The sequence below is a fragment of the uncultured Novosphingobium sp. genome, assembly GCF_964277725.1.
Lineage (GTDB): Bacteria > Pseudomonadota > Alphaproteobacteria > Sphingomonadales > Sphingomonadaceae > Novosphingobium > Novosphingobium fluoreni.
In genome coordinates this window covers 1-13,382 of sequence record NZ_CAXYKL010000192.1, presented here as the reverse complement: position 1 = coordinate 13,382, position 13,382 = coordinate 1, and the positions used below count along the sequence as shown (strand labels likewise).

General features: G+C 63.6%; 16 protein-coding genes. 10 read left to right on the top strand and 6 right to left on the bottom strand.

Annotated elements, in window-relative coordinates:
- Positions 1-102 precede the first annotated feature (102 nt).
- From rplM to ACHWRX_RS10735, 7 genes are all read left to right on the top strand, one after another.
- Positions 103-582 (top strand): 50S ribosomal protein L13, encoded by a 480-nt coding sequence (rplM, locus tag ACHWRX_RS10765; RefSeq protein ID WP_394659195.1) that lies wholly within the window; start codon positions 103-105, stop codon positions 580-582.
- Positions 582-1,115, top strand: a complete 534-nt coding sequence (gene rpsI / locus ACHWRX_RS10760) for a 30S ribosomal protein S9 (protein WP_394659194.1) — start codon at positions 582-584, stop codon at positions 1,113-1,115. Before rplM ends, rpsI begins: the two co-directional genes overlap by 1 nt.
- Positions 1,116-1,332: 217 nt before the next feature.
- Entirely contained in the window at positions 1,333-3,063 is a 1,731-nt protein-coding gene (locus tag ACHWRX_RS10755; RefSeq protein WP_394659193.1) for a diguanylate cyclase, read from the top strand.
- Between the two features lie 118 nt (positions 3,064-3,181).
- Complete coding sequence (accD, locus tag ACHWRX_RS10750) at positions 3,182-4,030, top strand: acetyl-CoA carboxylase, carboxyltransferase subunit beta (RefSeq protein ID WP_394659192.1); 849 nt, start codon at positions 3,182-3,184, stop codon at positions 4,028-4,030.
- Positions 4,027-4,476, top strand: coding sequence for an acetyl-CoA carboxylase biotin carboxyl carrier protein (gene accB / locus ACHWRX_RS10745; protein ID WP_394659191.1), 450 nt, complete (start codon positions 4,027-4,029; stop codon positions 4,474-4,476). The genes accD and accB overlap by 4 nt, the downstream gene beginning before the upstream one ends.
- Positions 4,477-4,478: 2 nt before the next feature.
- On the top strand, positions 4,479-5,843 hold the full coding sequence (gene accC / locus ACHWRX_RS10740) for an acetyl-CoA carboxylase biotin carboxylase subunit (RefSeq protein WP_288418248.1): 1,365 nt from the start codon (positions 4,479-4,481) through the stop codon (positions 5,841-5,843).
- Positions 5,840-6,787: an acetyl-CoA carboxylase carboxyltransferase subunit alpha gene (locus ACHWRX_RS10735; protein ID WP_058735683.1), complete on the top strand. Its 948-nt coding sequence runs from the start codon at positions 5,840-5,842 to the stop codon at positions 6,785-6,787. Before accC ends, ACHWRX_RS10735 begins: the two co-directional genes overlap by 4 nt.
- 17 nt (positions 6,788-6,804) lie before the next feature.
- Here the strand turns inward: ACHWRX_RS10735 and ACHWRX_RS10730 are convergent, their stop codons facing one another.
- Genes ACHWRX_RS10730 through ACHWRX_RS10720 form a run of 3 tightly spaced genes read right to left on the bottom strand, consistent with a single transcriptional unit; the run spans position 6,805 to position 8,876 of the window.
- Positions 6,805-7,677 carry a metallophosphoesterase family protein gene (locus ACHWRX_RS10730; protein WP_394659190.1) on the bottom strand — a complete coding sequence of 291 codons (873 nt, stop codon included), beginning with the start codon at positions 7,675-7,677 and terminating at the stop codon, positions 6,805-6,807.
- A gap of 10 nt (positions 7,678-7,687) precedes the next feature.
- Positions 7,688-8,572, bottom strand: a complete 885-nt coding sequence (locus ACHWRX_RS10725; RefSeq protein ID WP_394659189.1) for a diacylglycerol kinase family protein — start codon at positions 8,570-8,572, stop codon at positions 7,688-7,690.
- Positions 8,573-8,609: 37 nt separating this feature from the next.
- The gene (locus ACHWRX_RS10720) at positions 8,610-8,876 is read right to left on the bottom strand and encodes a hypothetical protein (RefSeq protein WP_183615619.1); all 267 of its coding nucleotides are present in this window, start codon (positions 8,874-8,876) and stop codon (positions 8,610-8,612) included.
- A gap of 244 nt (positions 8,877-9,120) precedes the next feature.
- On the opposite strand from ACHWRX_RS10720, the gene ACHWRX_RS10715 reads away from it, so the two are divergent.
- The 3 genes from ACHWRX_RS10715 (at position 9,121) to ACHWRX_RS10705 (ending at position 10,861) form a co-directional block, all read left to right on the top strand.
- Entirely contained in the window at positions 9,121-9,411 is a 291-nt protein-coding gene (locus ACHWRX_RS10715; RefSeq protein WP_394659188.1) for a UrcA family protein, read from the top strand.
- A gap of 77 nt (positions 9,412-9,488) precedes the next feature.
- Positions 9,489-9,788: a UrcA family protein gene (locus ACHWRX_RS10710; RefSeq protein ID WP_183615620.1), complete on the top strand. Its 300-nt coding sequence runs from the start codon at positions 9,489-9,491 to the stop codon at positions 9,786-9,788.
- Between the two features lie 182 nt (positions 9,789-9,970).
- Positions 9,971-10,861, top strand: coding sequence for a metal-dependent hydrolase (locus tag ACHWRX_RS10705; protein WP_394659187.1), 891 nt, complete (start codon positions 9,971-9,973; stop codon positions 10,859-10,861).
- Between the two features lie 41 nt (positions 10,862-10,902).
- Here the strand turns inward: ACHWRX_RS10705 and ACHWRX_RS10700 are convergent, their stop codons facing one another.
- The 3 genes from ACHWRX_RS10700 to ACHWRX_RS10690 all read right to left on the bottom strand — a co-directional run.
- Entirely contained in the window at positions 10,903-11,664 is a 762-nt protein-coding gene (locus ACHWRX_RS10700; protein WP_394659186.1) for a LytR/AlgR family response regulator transcription factor, read from the bottom strand.
- Positions 11,654-12,967: a sensor histidine kinase gene (locus ACHWRX_RS10695; protein ID WP_394659185.1), complete on the bottom strand. Its 1,314-nt coding sequence runs from the start codon at positions 12,965-12,967 to the stop codon at positions 11,654-11,656. Before ACHWRX_RS10695 ends, ACHWRX_RS10700 begins: the two co-directional genes overlap by 11 nt.
- Before the next feature lie 290 nt (positions 12,968-13,257).
- The coding region (locus ACHWRX_RS10690; protein ID WP_394659196.1) for a fumarate hydratase C-terminal domain-containing protein at positions 13,258-13,382 on the bottom strand (125 nt) is incomplete at its 5' end.

Sequence of the window (13,382 nt, the reverse complement as noted above, 5' to 3'; positions counted from 1 at the left end):
GGCCTCCAGCTTGACTTAGCTGCCGATCTGCACGATTGGGCCGCCTTCTCGCGCTGCCGGAGAATCGGTTGGGCGCGAAACGGATATAGGGATAGACCAGCCATGAAGGCGCTCACGAAGGTCACCCGGTCGATCAAGCCGGCCGAGGTTGAGAAGAAATGGCATCTGATTGATGCCGAAGGTCTGGTGGTCGGCCGCGTTGCCGTCTTGATCGCCGATCTGCTGCGCGGCAAGCACAAGCCCAGCTTCACCCCGCACGTTGATTGCGGCGATCACGTCGTCGTCATCAACGCGGAAAAGGTGCGCTTCACCGGCAACAAGCTGAAGCAGCACACCTATTACAAGCACACCGGCTATGCCGGCGGCATCAAGGAAGTCACCGCGGACAAGGTCCTGGCTGGCCGTTTCCCCGAGCGCGTCCTGGAAAAGGCGGTTGAGCGCATGATTCCGCGCGGTCCCCTGGGCCGTGACCAGATGCGTGCGCTGCACGTCTATGGCGGCACCGAGCACCCGCACGGCGGCACCCAGCCGCAGCCGCTCGACGTCGCTTCCATGAACCGCAAGAACAAGGTGGGTGCGTAATGTCCGACACCGATACCGTTTCGAGCCTGTCCGATCTCAAGGATCTGACCACCAACGCTCCCATCGAGAACGCCGAGCAGGGTGAAACCCAGGCTCCGGTTCGCACTGGCCCGGCCGCACCTCTGCGTGCGCAGGAAATCGACGCGCAGGGTCGCGCTTACGCTACCGGCCGCCGCAAGGACGCTGTGGCTCGCGTGTGGCTGAAGCCCGGTAGCGGCAAGATCACCGTCAATGGCCGTGATCAGTCGATCTACTTCGCTCGCCCGACTCTGCGTCTGGTGATTGCGCAGACATTCCAGATCACCGATCGCGTCGATCAGTATGACATCGTCGCCACCGTCAAGGGTGGTGGCCTGTCGGGGCAGGCCGGCGCTGTGAAGCATGGCATCGCCCAGGCTCTCAGCAAGTTCGAGCCCGCGCTGCGCGCCGCCGTGAAGTCCGCCGGGTTCCTGACCCGTGACCCGCGCGTCGTCGAGCGTAAGAAGTACGGCCGCGCCAAGGCTCGCCGCAGCTTCCAGTTCTCGAAGCGCTGATCGCTCCTTCGAAATTTGGTTACCGAAAGAGGGCTCGCAGCCATGCTGCGGGCCCTCTTTCACGTCTCCTGCGGCGGATAGGGGATCGCAACCTACGGGTTTGCCCGCTAGGGCATAGCGGTCGCCATTAAGATTATCATCTTATTAACCACTCGATGCCATCTCGTAAGCCATGGACGGGGCGAGAGAAAAAATTTCCGCGAGCAGCGGGCAGGAGATGTGGTCCTGCGTAATTGCGGCTCTTGGCTACTGCCTCATCGCCACATTGACGATCCACACCACCAGCAGTGGCCATTCCCACGCTACCGTATGGCCAGCCGACGCACTGATCCTGGCGTTGCTTTTGAAATCTCAACGCTCGGCATGGCGGGCAATCCTGCTGTGCGGATGGATCGGCAACCTGGTGGCCAATGCGATCACGCGCGGGCCATCATTTAGTCTGGCATTTTACGGCGGCATCAACATGGCACAGGTGGCCTTTGCCGGCCATCTCTTGGCTCGCCACGTCAAGCCTGGCGGTGATTTCCTAGGGAATACCCGCGCCAGCGGCCAGTTCCTGCTTTACGCCGGGCTTATCGCCCCCCTGCTGGGGGCGATAGCCGGATCGATCGTATCGCACCTGAGTTTTGGCGAACCGTTCGGCGAATCCGTTCTCCGATGGTTTTGCGGTTCTTCCCTGGGTCTTTTGATCGGCACGCCGATGCTGCTGGCCATTCTCGATGGCAGCTACTTGCGGTGCTATCAAAGCAAGACTCCGGCGCAGCGGGCGGAAACCTTTGCGATGCTCGGCGCCCACGGCCTTTTGTGCATTGCCGTGTTCGGCCTTGCCCGCTTTCCCATCCTGTTCCTTCCGATGTCTTCGCTGCTGCTGATCTCGTTTCGGCTTGGGCGTCTGGGCACGTTCGCGGGTATCGCGATCATCGCCTTGGTGGGAGCAGTCACGACATTTGCGGGGACCGGCCCACTTTCCATCATCATGATCAATCCTTTCGCGCAGGCGTTCTACTTCCAGGTCTATCTGGGCGTCTTGCTATGTACCGCCCTGCCCGTGGCGGCGACGGTGACCTCGCGCGCCTCCGCCCTGGCGGAACTGGCGGCACACCAGGAAGCGCTGCAGCTGATCCTCGCCAACGCGCCCGAGGGCATTCTCAGCTTCGATGAGACCGGCACGTGCCGCTGGGCCGATGGTCAGCTGGAATCGCTGACGAACGTGGCGCAGGCTGCTCTTGTAGGTCGTACGATTGAAGAGGCAGCAGCGCTGATCAGCCCCTCTCTCTTGCTGCTGGCGCAGGGACTGGAAGATCAGGAAACGCCCGCGATCATCGACTTCGCACCCGAGGGCCTGCCCTCGCGCACGGTGGAAGCATCGATCGGCGTAGTCCGCCAAGACGAGCGGCGAGTGGGCATGATCATTACCTTGCGCGACATTTCAGAACGCAAATCGCGCGAAGTGAAGATGTCGATCCTTGCCAAGACCGACGATCTCACCCGCGTGCTGAACCGCAAGGGTTTTCGCGAACAGCTGATCTATGCGCTGGACCACGCCACCGGCCCGCTGACCCTCGCCCTGATCGATGTCGACCGGTTCAAGATGATCAACGATACCCATGGCCACCCCGTCGGCGACAAGGTGCTGGAGACGGTCGCCCAACGTCTGCAGGCGGGCTCGCGTGCCACCGACACGGTCGGGCGGTTGGGTGGTGACGAATTCGCGATCCTGTTCGATTGCGATGTCGCCATCGCCACCGCCGCTTGCGAGCGCATCGCACAGACCCTGCGCTCGACGCCGATCGCCGATGCCGGGCGCTTCCCGATCCGCGTATCGCTCAGCTGCGGTCTGGCGCAACTTCACGCCGGAATGACGCGGTCCGATCTCTTCGAGGCCGCCGACGCCGCCCTCTACGACGTCAAGCGCAACGGTCGGGACGGAGTGCGCGCCGCGGCCTGATACCTTGTGATCCACCGATCCGCGTTTTCGAACGCACCTATCGCGATTCCGCCATTTGCATCGCCATGGCGTTGCGCCTATGGGAACCGACCGCGGTACAGGGCATGGCGTCGCAAACATGAGTTGGATAACCAAGGTACGCAATTCGCTGGGTTCACTCGGCAAGCGCGATACACCGGACAATCTTTGGACCAAGTGCCCCTCTTGCGCCGAAATGGTGTTTACTCAGGCGTGGGAGGACAACCTCTCGGTCTGCCCGCGCTGCGGGCATCACGGCAGGGTCGGCGCACAGGCGCGGTTCGCACAGGTCCTTGATCCGGGCTACACCGTGCTGCCGGCAGTGACCGTGCCGGAAAATCCGCTCAACTTCCGTGACAGCAAGAAGTATTCCGATCGGCTGAAGGCCGCGCGTGCCGCCAATCCCTTTCCCGATGCCCTGACTGCGGCGGAGGGTGCGATCGATGGGCAAGCCGCGATCGTGGCCGTGCAGGACTTCGCCTTCATGGGCGGCTCGATGGGCATGGCGGTGGGCGAGGCGTTCGTGCGCGCCGCCGAACGCGCGGTGGAGCGTAAGTGTGCCTTCGTGATGTTCACCGCAGCGGGCGGCGCGCGGATGCAGGAAGGGATCCTGTCCCTGATGCAGATGCCCAAGACCACCGTGGCACTGCGCCGTCTGTCGCGCGCTGGTCTGCCCTATATCGTCGTGCTGACCGATCCCACCACCGGCGGCGTCACTGCCAGCTATGCGATGCTGGGCGATGTCCATCTGGCTGAACCCGGCGCGCTGATCGGCTTTGCCGGGCAACGCGTGATCCGTGACACCATCCGCGAGAAGCTGCCGGACGGCTTCCAGCGGGCCGAATATCTTCGCGAACATGGCATGGTCGACCAGGTCGTGCCCCGCTCTGAGCTGCGCGCAACGCTGGCGCGCCTGCTCGATTATCTTACCCGAAAGGACGTAGCGTGAACATCGACAGCGCACTCGTGCGCGAGCTGGCCGAGCTGCTGGCCGCCACCGGTCTCACCGAAATCGAAGTGGAAGACGGGGAACGCAAGATCCGCGTGGTGCGCCAGGCTGCGCCCGTAGTCGCTTCCGTCGTACCGCAAGCGCTGGCCGCTGCGCCGGTCTCGGCTGCGGCGACGAGCGCTCCGGTCGAAGCACCGGTCGCAGCAGCTCCGATCGATGCGGTGAAATCGCCGATGGTCGGCACGGCCTATCTCTCGGCCGAACCCGGCTCCGCGCCGTTCGTCAGCGTCGGCAAGGCCGTGCAGGCGGGCGACGTTCTGCTGATCGTCGAGGCGATGAAGGTCATGAACCAGATCACCGCGCCTAAGACCGGCACCGTGCAGGCGCTGCTGGTTGAGAATGGCCAGCCGGTCGAATACGACCAGCCCCTGGTGGTGATCGGCTAACCATGGCTAACGTCGATAGACCCATCAAGCGCCTGCTGATCGCCAATCGTGGTGAAATCGCGCTGCGCATCCACCGTGCCGCGCGGGAGATGGGCATCGAAACAGTGGCGGTGCATTCCACCGCCGATGCCGACGCGATGCATGTCCGCCTGGCGGATCATGCGGTGTGCATAGGTCCGCCGGCCGCGAAGGACAGCTACCTCAACGTCGCCGCGATCATTTCGGCAGCAGAGATCACCCAGGCGGATGCGATCCACCCGGGCTATGGCTTCCTGTCCGAGAACGCCCAGTTCGCCGAGATCGTGGAGGCCCACGGGATGATCTGGGTCGGCCCCAAGCCCGAACATATCCGCACCATGGGCGACAAGGTCGAGGCCAAGCGCACCGCGGGTGCCCTGGGCCTGCCATTGGTGCCCGGCTCGGACGGCGCGATCGAAGATGTGGCCGAAGCCAAGGCGCTGGCAGCTGAGATCGGCTATCCGGTGCTGATCAAGGCGGCCTCTGGCGGCGGCGGGCGCGGCATGAAGGTGGTCCAGCACGAGGAAGAGCTGGAAAGCCAGATGGGTCAGGCCCGCTCCGAGGCGAAGGCGGCGTTCGGCGATGCCACCGTTTACATGGAAAAGTATCTCGGCAATCCGCGCCACATCGAGTTCCAGATCTTCGGTGACGGCAAAGGTGAGGCGATCCACCTGGGCGAGCGCGACTGCTCGCTGCAACGCCGCCACCAGAAGGTGCTGGAAGAAGCCCCCTCCCCCATCATCACGCCCGAAGAGCGTGAGCGAATGGGCGGCGTGGTGGCGAAGGCCATGGCCGATATGGCCTATCGCGGTGCGGGCACGATCGAGTTCCTGTGGGAAGCGGGCGAGTTCTATTTCATCGAAATGAACACCCGCCTTCAGGTGGAGCATCCCGTTACGGAAGCGATCACAGGGTTGGATCTGGTACGCGAACAGATCCGCGTTGCCGAAGGCCATCCGCTATCGGTCCGCCAGGAGGATGTCGAATTCCGGGGCCACGCCATCGAGTGCCGCATCAACGCTGAAGACGCCTGGACCTTTGCGCCCTCGCCCGGCCTGGTCGAGCACTACCACGCTGCAGGTGGCTTGAACGTCCGCGTCGATTCGGGGCTCTACGCCGGTTACCGCGTGCCGCCCTACTACGATTCGATGATCGCCAAGCTGATCGTCTCGGGCCGCACGCGCGAAGGCTGCATCATGCGGCTGAAGCGCGCGCTGGAGGAAATGGTGATCGGCGGGATCAAGACCTCGATCCCGTTGCACCAAGCCTTGATGGACGAGGCCGATTTCCGATCTGGCGACTACACGATCAAGTGGCTGGAAGAATGGCTGGCGGAGCGTGCTGAATGATCAGCTTCCTCGACTTCGAAAAGCCGATCGCTGACCTTGAAGCGCGTATCGCCGAGTTGCGCGCCACGGCGGAGAACGGCCAGCTCGATATCGCCAGCGAAATCGACAAGCTGGAAAAGAAGAGCGCGGCCCTGCTGAAAAGCACGTACGCCAAGCTTTCTCCCTGGCAGAAGACGCAAGTCGCCCGCCATCCGCAGCGGCCGCATTTCCTCGACTATGTCGACCATATGTTCGAGGATTTCATGCCGCTGGGTGGCGACCGTCGCTTTGGCGAGGATGAGGCGATCCTGGGTGGGCCTGCGCGCCTGAACGGTCGCAAAGTGATGCTGATCGGGCATGAAAAGGGCCACGATACCGCCAGCCGCCTGAAGCACAACTTCGGCATGGGCAAACCAGAGGGCTATCGCAAAGCGGTGCGCCTGATGGAGATGGCCGGCAAGTTCGGTCTGCCGGTCATTACGCTGGTGGACACCGCCGGCGCGTTCCCGGGCGTCGAGGCCGAAGAACGCGGCCAGTCCGAAGCGATCGCCCGTTCCACCGAGGCATGCCTTTCGCTGCCGGTGCCGATGGTGGCGGTGATCGTTGGCGAAGGCGGTTCGGGCGGCGCAGTCGCCATCGCCAGTGGTGAGCGTGTGCTGATGCTGGAACACGCAGTCTATTCGGTAATCTCGCCAGAAGGCGCCTCGTCAATCCTGTGGCGCACGCCAGACAAGGCGGCGGACGCGGCCGAGGCGATGAAGGTGACAGCGCAGGACCTGCTCTCGCTGGGCGTGATCGACCGGATCGTGCCGGAACCGCTAGGCGGCGCGCATCGCGACGTGACTGCCACGGCATCGGCGCTCGCCAGTGCGATCGGTGAGGAATTGGATGATTTGTCGGGCCTTGCCCCGGCGGAACTTACCGCGCGGCGCGAGGAGCGCTTTCTGCGAATCGGCCGGGGGTAACGCCCCCGGCTTTCACCTCAACGTACCGGCGGATCCTCGCGCGGTACGGCGGCCACAGGCGAGACCGGCTCTTCGGGCCGACGCGGCGGGAGTGCGTTTTCCGGCACGTCGTCGATCTGCATATCGGGCGTGGGCACCTTTGCCAGATTGCGCGCCTCTACGATCACCTTGGTGCCATCGACGATGATCTGATTGAAGCTTGGCGGGGTGGAGCGCACCCGCTTCGACAGTGTACCTGCGCCGATCATGCGCACGGGGCCGGCGGCAGTCTGCTCGATCAGGTCGAACGGATCGTGGACGTGGCCGGTCATCACGCCCAGCACCTTGCGCTTGGCCAGTTCCTCCAGCGCCTTGCCACCGCGCTTGGTCAGCACGCTGCCTTGCGAATTCACTTCGACCAGCGGATGATGGGCCGAGATCAGCACGGGCGTGCCTTCCGGCAGGGCATCGATCATCGCCAGCGTCTTTTTCAGGGCGGGACGGGTGATCCAGCCCTTGGACCAGTTGGTGCGCCACTGCGCACGCGCCGTGGTCTTGAGCGGCACGATGGCAAGGCCGCCCAAGTCCAGTTCCCGCTCCAGCACCGCCTCGATACTGCGAAATCGCTTGTAGGGGTCCAGGAACCGCTCGATCGGGTTGAAATACGGCATGTCGTGATTGCCGATCTCCACCGTCACCGGCACGTCCAGCGAGCTGATCCACTTGCAGGCGGCGACAAATTCCTTGTGGCGCGCCCGCATCGTCAAGTCCCCGGTGACGACCACCGCGTCGGGCCGTTCGGACGCGATGCAATCCTCAACCCAGTCCAAGGCCTGGGGATCTTCCAGCCCGAAATGGATGTCGCTGATGTGGAACAGCTTGATCGGACCGAGCCTGGAATCGCGCCGCATGTCGCCCGCTCTACCGTGCATCGGCCGTGGCCCAGAACGCGATCTTGCTGGTGTCCAAGCTGAATTCCTCTTCTACTGCGCCATCGTAGGGCTCGCCATCGATCAACAGGCCCATCGGTTTGCCATCCGGGCAGGCGATGCGCATGGTGCGATGGCGGCCTAGCCCGTCATGAGGACCGCTACGAAAGTCCCGTTGCAACAATGCGGCACCCTGCTTGGCAAAATCGAGCAGCGATTCCGCGTAGTAGCCCGCGCCTTCGATACCGTCCTGCTGCGGCGTGAGGGTGATGGCGGTATAGCCCTCCTCACGGCCGCAGTCGGCATTGAGACACGCCACTTTGGCGCCTGAAGTGGACTGGGCAAAGGCTTCGGTGGCACTGTTCCACAAATCGGTCAGCGTCGGCTCGCGCATCGCCTCGCGTACATCCGCCCAAGCAGTGCCCGGTCCGGCCAAGGCGCCCGTCAACCCCGTGGCGTGGCGTGATCCGATGACGGGCGGATAGATGCGATTGACCAGCCCTTCCCGAAAGCGAGCGATCACTTCAGGCCCGGTAGCATCGCCGTGCAGGCGCCGGGCCATCATGTTCATGGTTCCGCCCGGCAGCGGCAACACGGTGCCTTGCCAGCCCGCCAGCCCGGCAACGATCGAACTGATCGTACCATCACCGGCAAAGATCGCGACCGTATCGGCGCTGGCCGCGTCCAGATCGGCGGGCGTGGGCGCATCTTCACGCGGGAAGCAGGTATCGCCTACCAGCGCGAGGCCCGCATCGCCAAAGGCGGCGCGCAGATCCTCCAGCGCGGCTTCATCGTTGCTGCCGCTGGACTCGTTGTGGACCAGCCAGACCTTGGAGGCGGACAAGTCGCTGGCATCGTGCGTGTTCGCTTGGGTCATGATCGTGCAACCGGGCGCGGGGAGGGAGGTTCCCCCTTCACGTTCGCCCAGACAGAATTAGCCAGGCCGCCAGCGCATTGACGGCGCTATAGCACAAGTAGGCGGCGGCCCATCCAGTGGACCCGGCCGAGACCATCCACAACGCTCCCACCAGCATCGCGAATTCCACCACGAAGCTCATCCGCCCGCCCAGCGCGCGGAACAGCCGGGGCATCGCATCGACCAGGGGATGGCCACTTTCCAGCACGGCGCGGTGCGCGGCGAAATTGGCGATGCCCAGAATGAAAACGATCAGGATACCCATCGCCAGCCGATGTAACGCGCCCTTACCGCGCTGGCCAGCACGGCGATCCCGTGCGGCGTGTCAGTTCGGGGGAAGGGGCCAAGTCGTTCGTCGATGGCCATTCGTCGCTCGTCCTCCGTCCTTGTCGCCGGTCGACCGGCGGCGTGCCGCGGTCGAGCCTGTGCTGCGCGATCGGCGGGCCCGGTTCACAAGACCCTCATCGAGCCGCCAAACACCCCGGTCGGCTCCTCAAGGGAGAAAGACCATGTTGAAGACCGCTATGTTCGCCGCCCTCGCCGCCATCACCACTGTCGCTACTGCGGCGCCTGTCCTCGCCAAGGACGTGACCGTTCGGTACGGCGACCTCGATCTCGCCAGCGCCAAGGGCCAGAAGGAACTCAGCCGCCGGGTCGATCGCGCCGCCAAGGTCGCATGCGATTTCGAAGCCGAGAACCGCATCCCCAGCTACTCCGCGATGACCTGCTATCATCAGGCGCGCGCCAAGGCCTCCACCCAGGTCGCCACGATCATGGAAGACGCCCGCCTGGGCGGCTGATCCGCCCCCCCATCCCTCAACCCTCACAGCGCCGGACACGCCGTTCGCCTTGGGGCCATAATCAGGAGACCAGCATCATGATCAGGACCGCAACTCTCGCCGCCGCCGCCCTTATGGGAACGATGGCCATCGCCGCCCCCGCCTCTGCCAAGGACATCTCTGTCAGCTACAAGGACCTCGATCTGTCCACGCCGGCGGGCAAGAGCACTCTGGCCCGTCGCCTCGACCTGGCCGCGAAGGACGCCTGCGGCTTTTCCGAGACGCAGACCGGCAGCCGCCTGCCGCCCTACTCAGTCCGCCAGTGCTACAACGAGGCACGCGCACGCTCTAAGGAAACGATGGCTGCAATCGTAGATCAGGCCCGTAAAGGAGGCTGACTTCAAACGCCGACCGTCTTCGTTCATCGCCGTAGCGATATAGCATCCGTCCGCGGCGGATGCCCCAGGGATTGGCTTGGATCTATCTCAAGGCTGCAGATATGACCCGCTATACCTAATCCCCGGGGAAGGCTGGCGGATAGGTTGCGAGCCTGCCGACAGGCATCTTGCGGAGCGCTGGCATGGATATCATCGTACGTTTCCCGAAGTTCAGCTTTCACGATCTGCCGAAAGTCTGGGCCCGCAACCGCGCGTTCGTCTATGATCGTAACGCCACGTCTTTCATCCCCACGCCGATGGAGCCGTGGCTGATCCGCATCCTGCAATCGGCGGTAGAGCGGCTAGGCCCCGGGGATGCGGCGCTGAAGGAAGACGTGAAGGCCTTTATCGGTCAGGAATCCCAGCACTTTCGCCAGCACCGGCTATTCAACAAAGCTATCGCCGATCAGGGCTATCCCGGCCTGATGGAATTCGAAAAGCGCCTTGCCGACGATCTCGTCGAATTTGAAAAGAACCGATCGCTCAAGTTCCTGCTGGCCTATGCGGATGGGTTTGAATCGATGGGTGCGGTTTCCGCGCAATTGTGGTTTGACGAGTTGAAGCCATTCGTTTCGCAGGCCGATCCGCGTATCGCCGATCTGTGGGGCTGGCATCTGGCCGAGGAATTCGAACACCGCTCAGTCATGTTCGATTTCTACAAGGCCCTGTTCTGTCGTGGGCCCGTGAACGCCGTCATAAACGGCTACTTCTATCGGCTGTACGGGTTGTGGTTCGCCATGAAGCACCTGGGCGGCTATACTGGTCAGATGATCGGCTACATGGCCAAGCAGGATCGGCCCGGCATGTCTCCGGGAGACAAGGCGCAGGTCAAGGCAGACATCGCAGCCTATATTCCGATTTATCGCAAGGCCATGGCTCGCAAGCTCGCGCGCAATTTGCTGCCTTGGTACAACCCCCGGCGCAAGAAAGCTCCGCGCGGCTTGCGCGAGTACCTTGCCCGCTTTGAAGAGGGTGGTGAGATGGCGCGCGGCAAGGCGGCAGAGCGAGCGGGAAAGCAGCCTCTCACGGCGTGAGCACCGCTTGTATCTAGGCTGATGCCCTGGCTGCGAAGGCCTTATCGCCCCGCCAGTTTCTTGACTTTGGCCAGGTAAGTCCGCCCGATCCGCAGTACTTGTCCGGCCGTGGTTTCCGCAGACCACACGCCCAGCCCTTCATGCCGCAACCCGCCGATACGGTCCTGCCGCAAGATGCAGCTGCGGTGGATGCGGATGAACTGGGTGGGATCGAGGCGCTCTTCCAAGCTGGTGATGGTCTGGAGCAGCATGTAGCTCTGGCCATTCACATGCAGCCGCACGTAATCGCGCTCGGCATCGATACGATCGATGTCCGCCGCCGCGACGCGCACCAGTTCCGAACGGTGCGGCACCCAGAATTCCGTCAGCCATTCGCTCTCCGCCGTGGCCGGGATCGGGGCGACCGAGGCGCCCTGTCCGCGCCGTTGGCCGACACGCTGCACCGCGCGTTGCAGGCGTTCGGGCGAGACCGGCTTCAAGACATAGTCCACCGCTTCCAGATCGAACGCCTCCACCGCGAATTGATCATGCGCAGTGACGAAGATCACGGCCGGCGGTTTGGACCGCGTGGCCAGGACGCGGGCAACGCCCAGCCCATCTTTCAGGGGCATCGTCATGTCCAGCAGGACCAGATCGGGCTCCAACGCATCGATCAGGCGCAGGCCCGCCTCGCCATCGCCGGCGGTGCCGATCACGGTGACGCCTTCCAGCTTGGCACAGATCACCTGCAACCGTTCCACCGCCAGCGGCTCATCATCGACGATCAGAGTTCGTAGCGCTTCGCTGCCTGGTTCAATCGTCATCGCGGAGTTCTCCGTCGCGGTGCAGGGGCATGCGCAGGATCGTCCGGAATCCTCCGCGCGAGGGCTTGCCGAAATGAACCGATGCCGCTTTGCCAAAGCGAGCGCGCAGACGATCGCGCACATTTTCCAGGCCGATGCCGCTGCTGGTCGTCCCGGGCACCGGCGTGCCGGGGCCATCGTCGCTCACTGCGATCACCAGTTCGTCACCCTCGCGGTGGGCGGCGACGGTTATCGTGACGGCTTCCTGCGTGGCGGCGACGCCGTACTTCACAGAGTTCTCCACCAAGGGCTGGAGGATCATGCCCGGAACCATGGCATCGGCAACATCCAGGTCGATATCGATTTCGCATCTCAGCCGATCCGGGAAGCGAACCGATTCGATCTTGAGATAAAGCTTCTGCAACTCGATCTCGTCCGTCAGCGCCATGTCGCCGGTCGGGTCGCCGGACAAGGTATGACGGTAGAAGGTCGATAGCGTCTGGATCATCGTTTCGGCATCGTCATAACGGCCGACCATGACCAAGGCGGACAGCGAATTCAACGTGTTAAACAGAAAGTGCGGATTGATCTGATACCGCAGGGACCGCAATTCGGCTTGCTCCGCAGCGCGGCGATACTGCCCTTCGCGGCGTTCGGCGGCACGCGCTTCCTCCGCCTTGGCCAGCGCGAAGTAGAACGCGGCCCAGGCCAGGACCAGGAAGTAGCGGCCAAATGCCGTGTCAGCGACCGCGGCCCAACGGCCCTGCTTCCCATCGGACGCGCCTTCCGGTTTTGCCGCCGTCGTCTCCCGCTCGCGCGTGTGGATGGTGATGGTGCGCCTGCCCTCGTTCGTCGTGATGACGGAGGGAGCCGGCGGGACCGGTGGCGCCTTGCTGTTCTCATCCGGGATCGGCGGCGGTGACGGGGGCGATGGCACATCCACCAGGATGTTTCCCAGGGGGTCGCGCTGGATACGCACCGTCCTCGCAACTTCCTGCTCCTGCGTCTTGACCTCCATGTCCGAAAAGATGCTGTCGTTGATGAAGCTCAGCAGCAGGCTGACGGGCAGCGCACCGATCACCACCACCAGCAGGCGGGTGGTGAACGACTTGCGATCGAACACCTGAAGCACGGGCCATAGGGCCGCCATCACCAGCATGGAGACGATACAGATCGTCAGCCGGCGCGAGACGATGGGCCAGATAAAATCCAGCCCCAGCAGCATCCCACGCAATGTGGCGACGGTGAAATAGCACGCCCACAGCGCCGCCAGCGAAGCCAGGACAAGGCGCGCGGGGACGCGTGGGTGGGAAAGGTCGGTCATGGCCGGCGATGATAGCGCGATCGGCACGGATGTCGCCACTGCGCTGGTCGAGCGGGATCGGGGGTTGGTCGATGAAGCGACGATGACCCCCTTGGGTCGCGGCTAGACTATCAGTTCGTTTCGCACGCAGTCAGCGCGCGGCCTTCGTGTCTCGACACCACTCGGCAGGGAGGGGAGAAAAGGGAAGGACCAATCACTATCACTCCCATACCCCCGCACCTCGTCATCCCCGCAAAGACGGGGACAACCAGGTACGGATGGCAGCATCCAGGACTTGGCCAAAGCGGTGTTCAGACCGCCTCCGCCTCGCGCGCGATGCGCTCCTTCCAGACCAGCGGGGCGAGCTGGTGAACGTTGTTGCCCTCGGCATCCACCGCCACGGTCACCGGCATGTCGCTGACGGTGAACTCGTAGA

What these genes read in the sequence shown, in the direction of transcription:
- rpsI (WP_394659194.1), top strand. Translation starts at nt 582, where the DNA reads ATGTCCGACACCGATACCGTTTCGAGCCTGTCCGATCTCAAGGATCTG.
- ACHWRX_RS10755 (WP_394659193.1), top strand. Translation starts at nt 1,333, where the DNA reads ATGTGGTCCTGCGTAATTGCGGCTCTTGGCTACTGCCTCATCGCCACA.
- ACHWRX_RS10700 (WP_394659186.1), bottom strand. Translation starts at nt 11,664, where the DNA reads ATGACGATTGAACCAGGCAGCGAAGCGCTACGAACTCTGATCGTCGAT.
- ACHWRX_RS10695 (WP_394659185.1), bottom strand. Translation starts at nt 12,967, where the DNA reads ATGACCGACCTTTCCCACCCACGCGTCCCCGCGCGCCTTGTCCTGGCT.
- rplM (WP_394659195.1), top strand. Translation starts at nt 103, where the DNA reads ATGAAGGCGCTCACGAAGGTCACCCGGTCGATCAAGCCGGCCGAGGTT.
- accD (WP_394659192.1), top strand. Translation starts at nt 3,182, where the DNA reads ATGAGTTGGATAACCAAGGTACGCAATTCGCTGGGTTCACTCGGCAAG.
- ACHWRX_RS10705 (WP_394659187.1), top strand. Translation starts at nt 9,971, where the DNA reads ATGGATATCATCGTACGTTTCCCGAAGTTCAGCTTTCACGATCTGCCG.
- ACHWRX_RS10725 (WP_394659189.1), bottom strand. Translation starts at nt 8,572, where the DNA reads ATGACCCAAGCGAACACGCACGATGCCAGCGACTTGTCCGCCTCCAAG.
- ACHWRX_RS10735 (WP_058735683.1), top strand. Translation starts at nt 5,840, where the DNA reads ATGATCAGCTTCCTCGACTTCGAAAAGCCGATCGCTGACCTTGAAGCG.
- ACHWRX_RS10715 (WP_394659188.1), top strand. Translation starts at nt 9,121, where the DNA reads ATGTTGAAGACCGCTATGTTCGCCGCCCTCGCCGCCATCACCACTGTC.
- ACHWRX_RS10730 (WP_394659190.1), bottom strand. Translation starts at nt 7,677, where the DNA reads ATGCGGCGCGATTCCAGGCTCGGTCCGATCAAGCTGTTCCACATCAGC.
- ACHWRX_RS10720 (WP_183615619.1), bottom strand. Translation starts at nt 8,876, where the DNA reads ATGGGTATCCTGATCGTTTTCATTCTGGGCATCGCCAATTTCGCCGCG.
- ACHWRX_RS10710 (WP_183615620.1), top strand. Translation starts at nt 9,489, where the DNA reads ATGATCAGGACCGCAACTCTCGCCGCCGCCGCCCTTATGGGAACGATG.
- accC (WP_288418248.1), top strand. Translation starts at nt 4,479, where the DNA reads ATGGCTAACGTCGATAGACCCATCAAGCGCCTGCTGATCGCCAATCGT.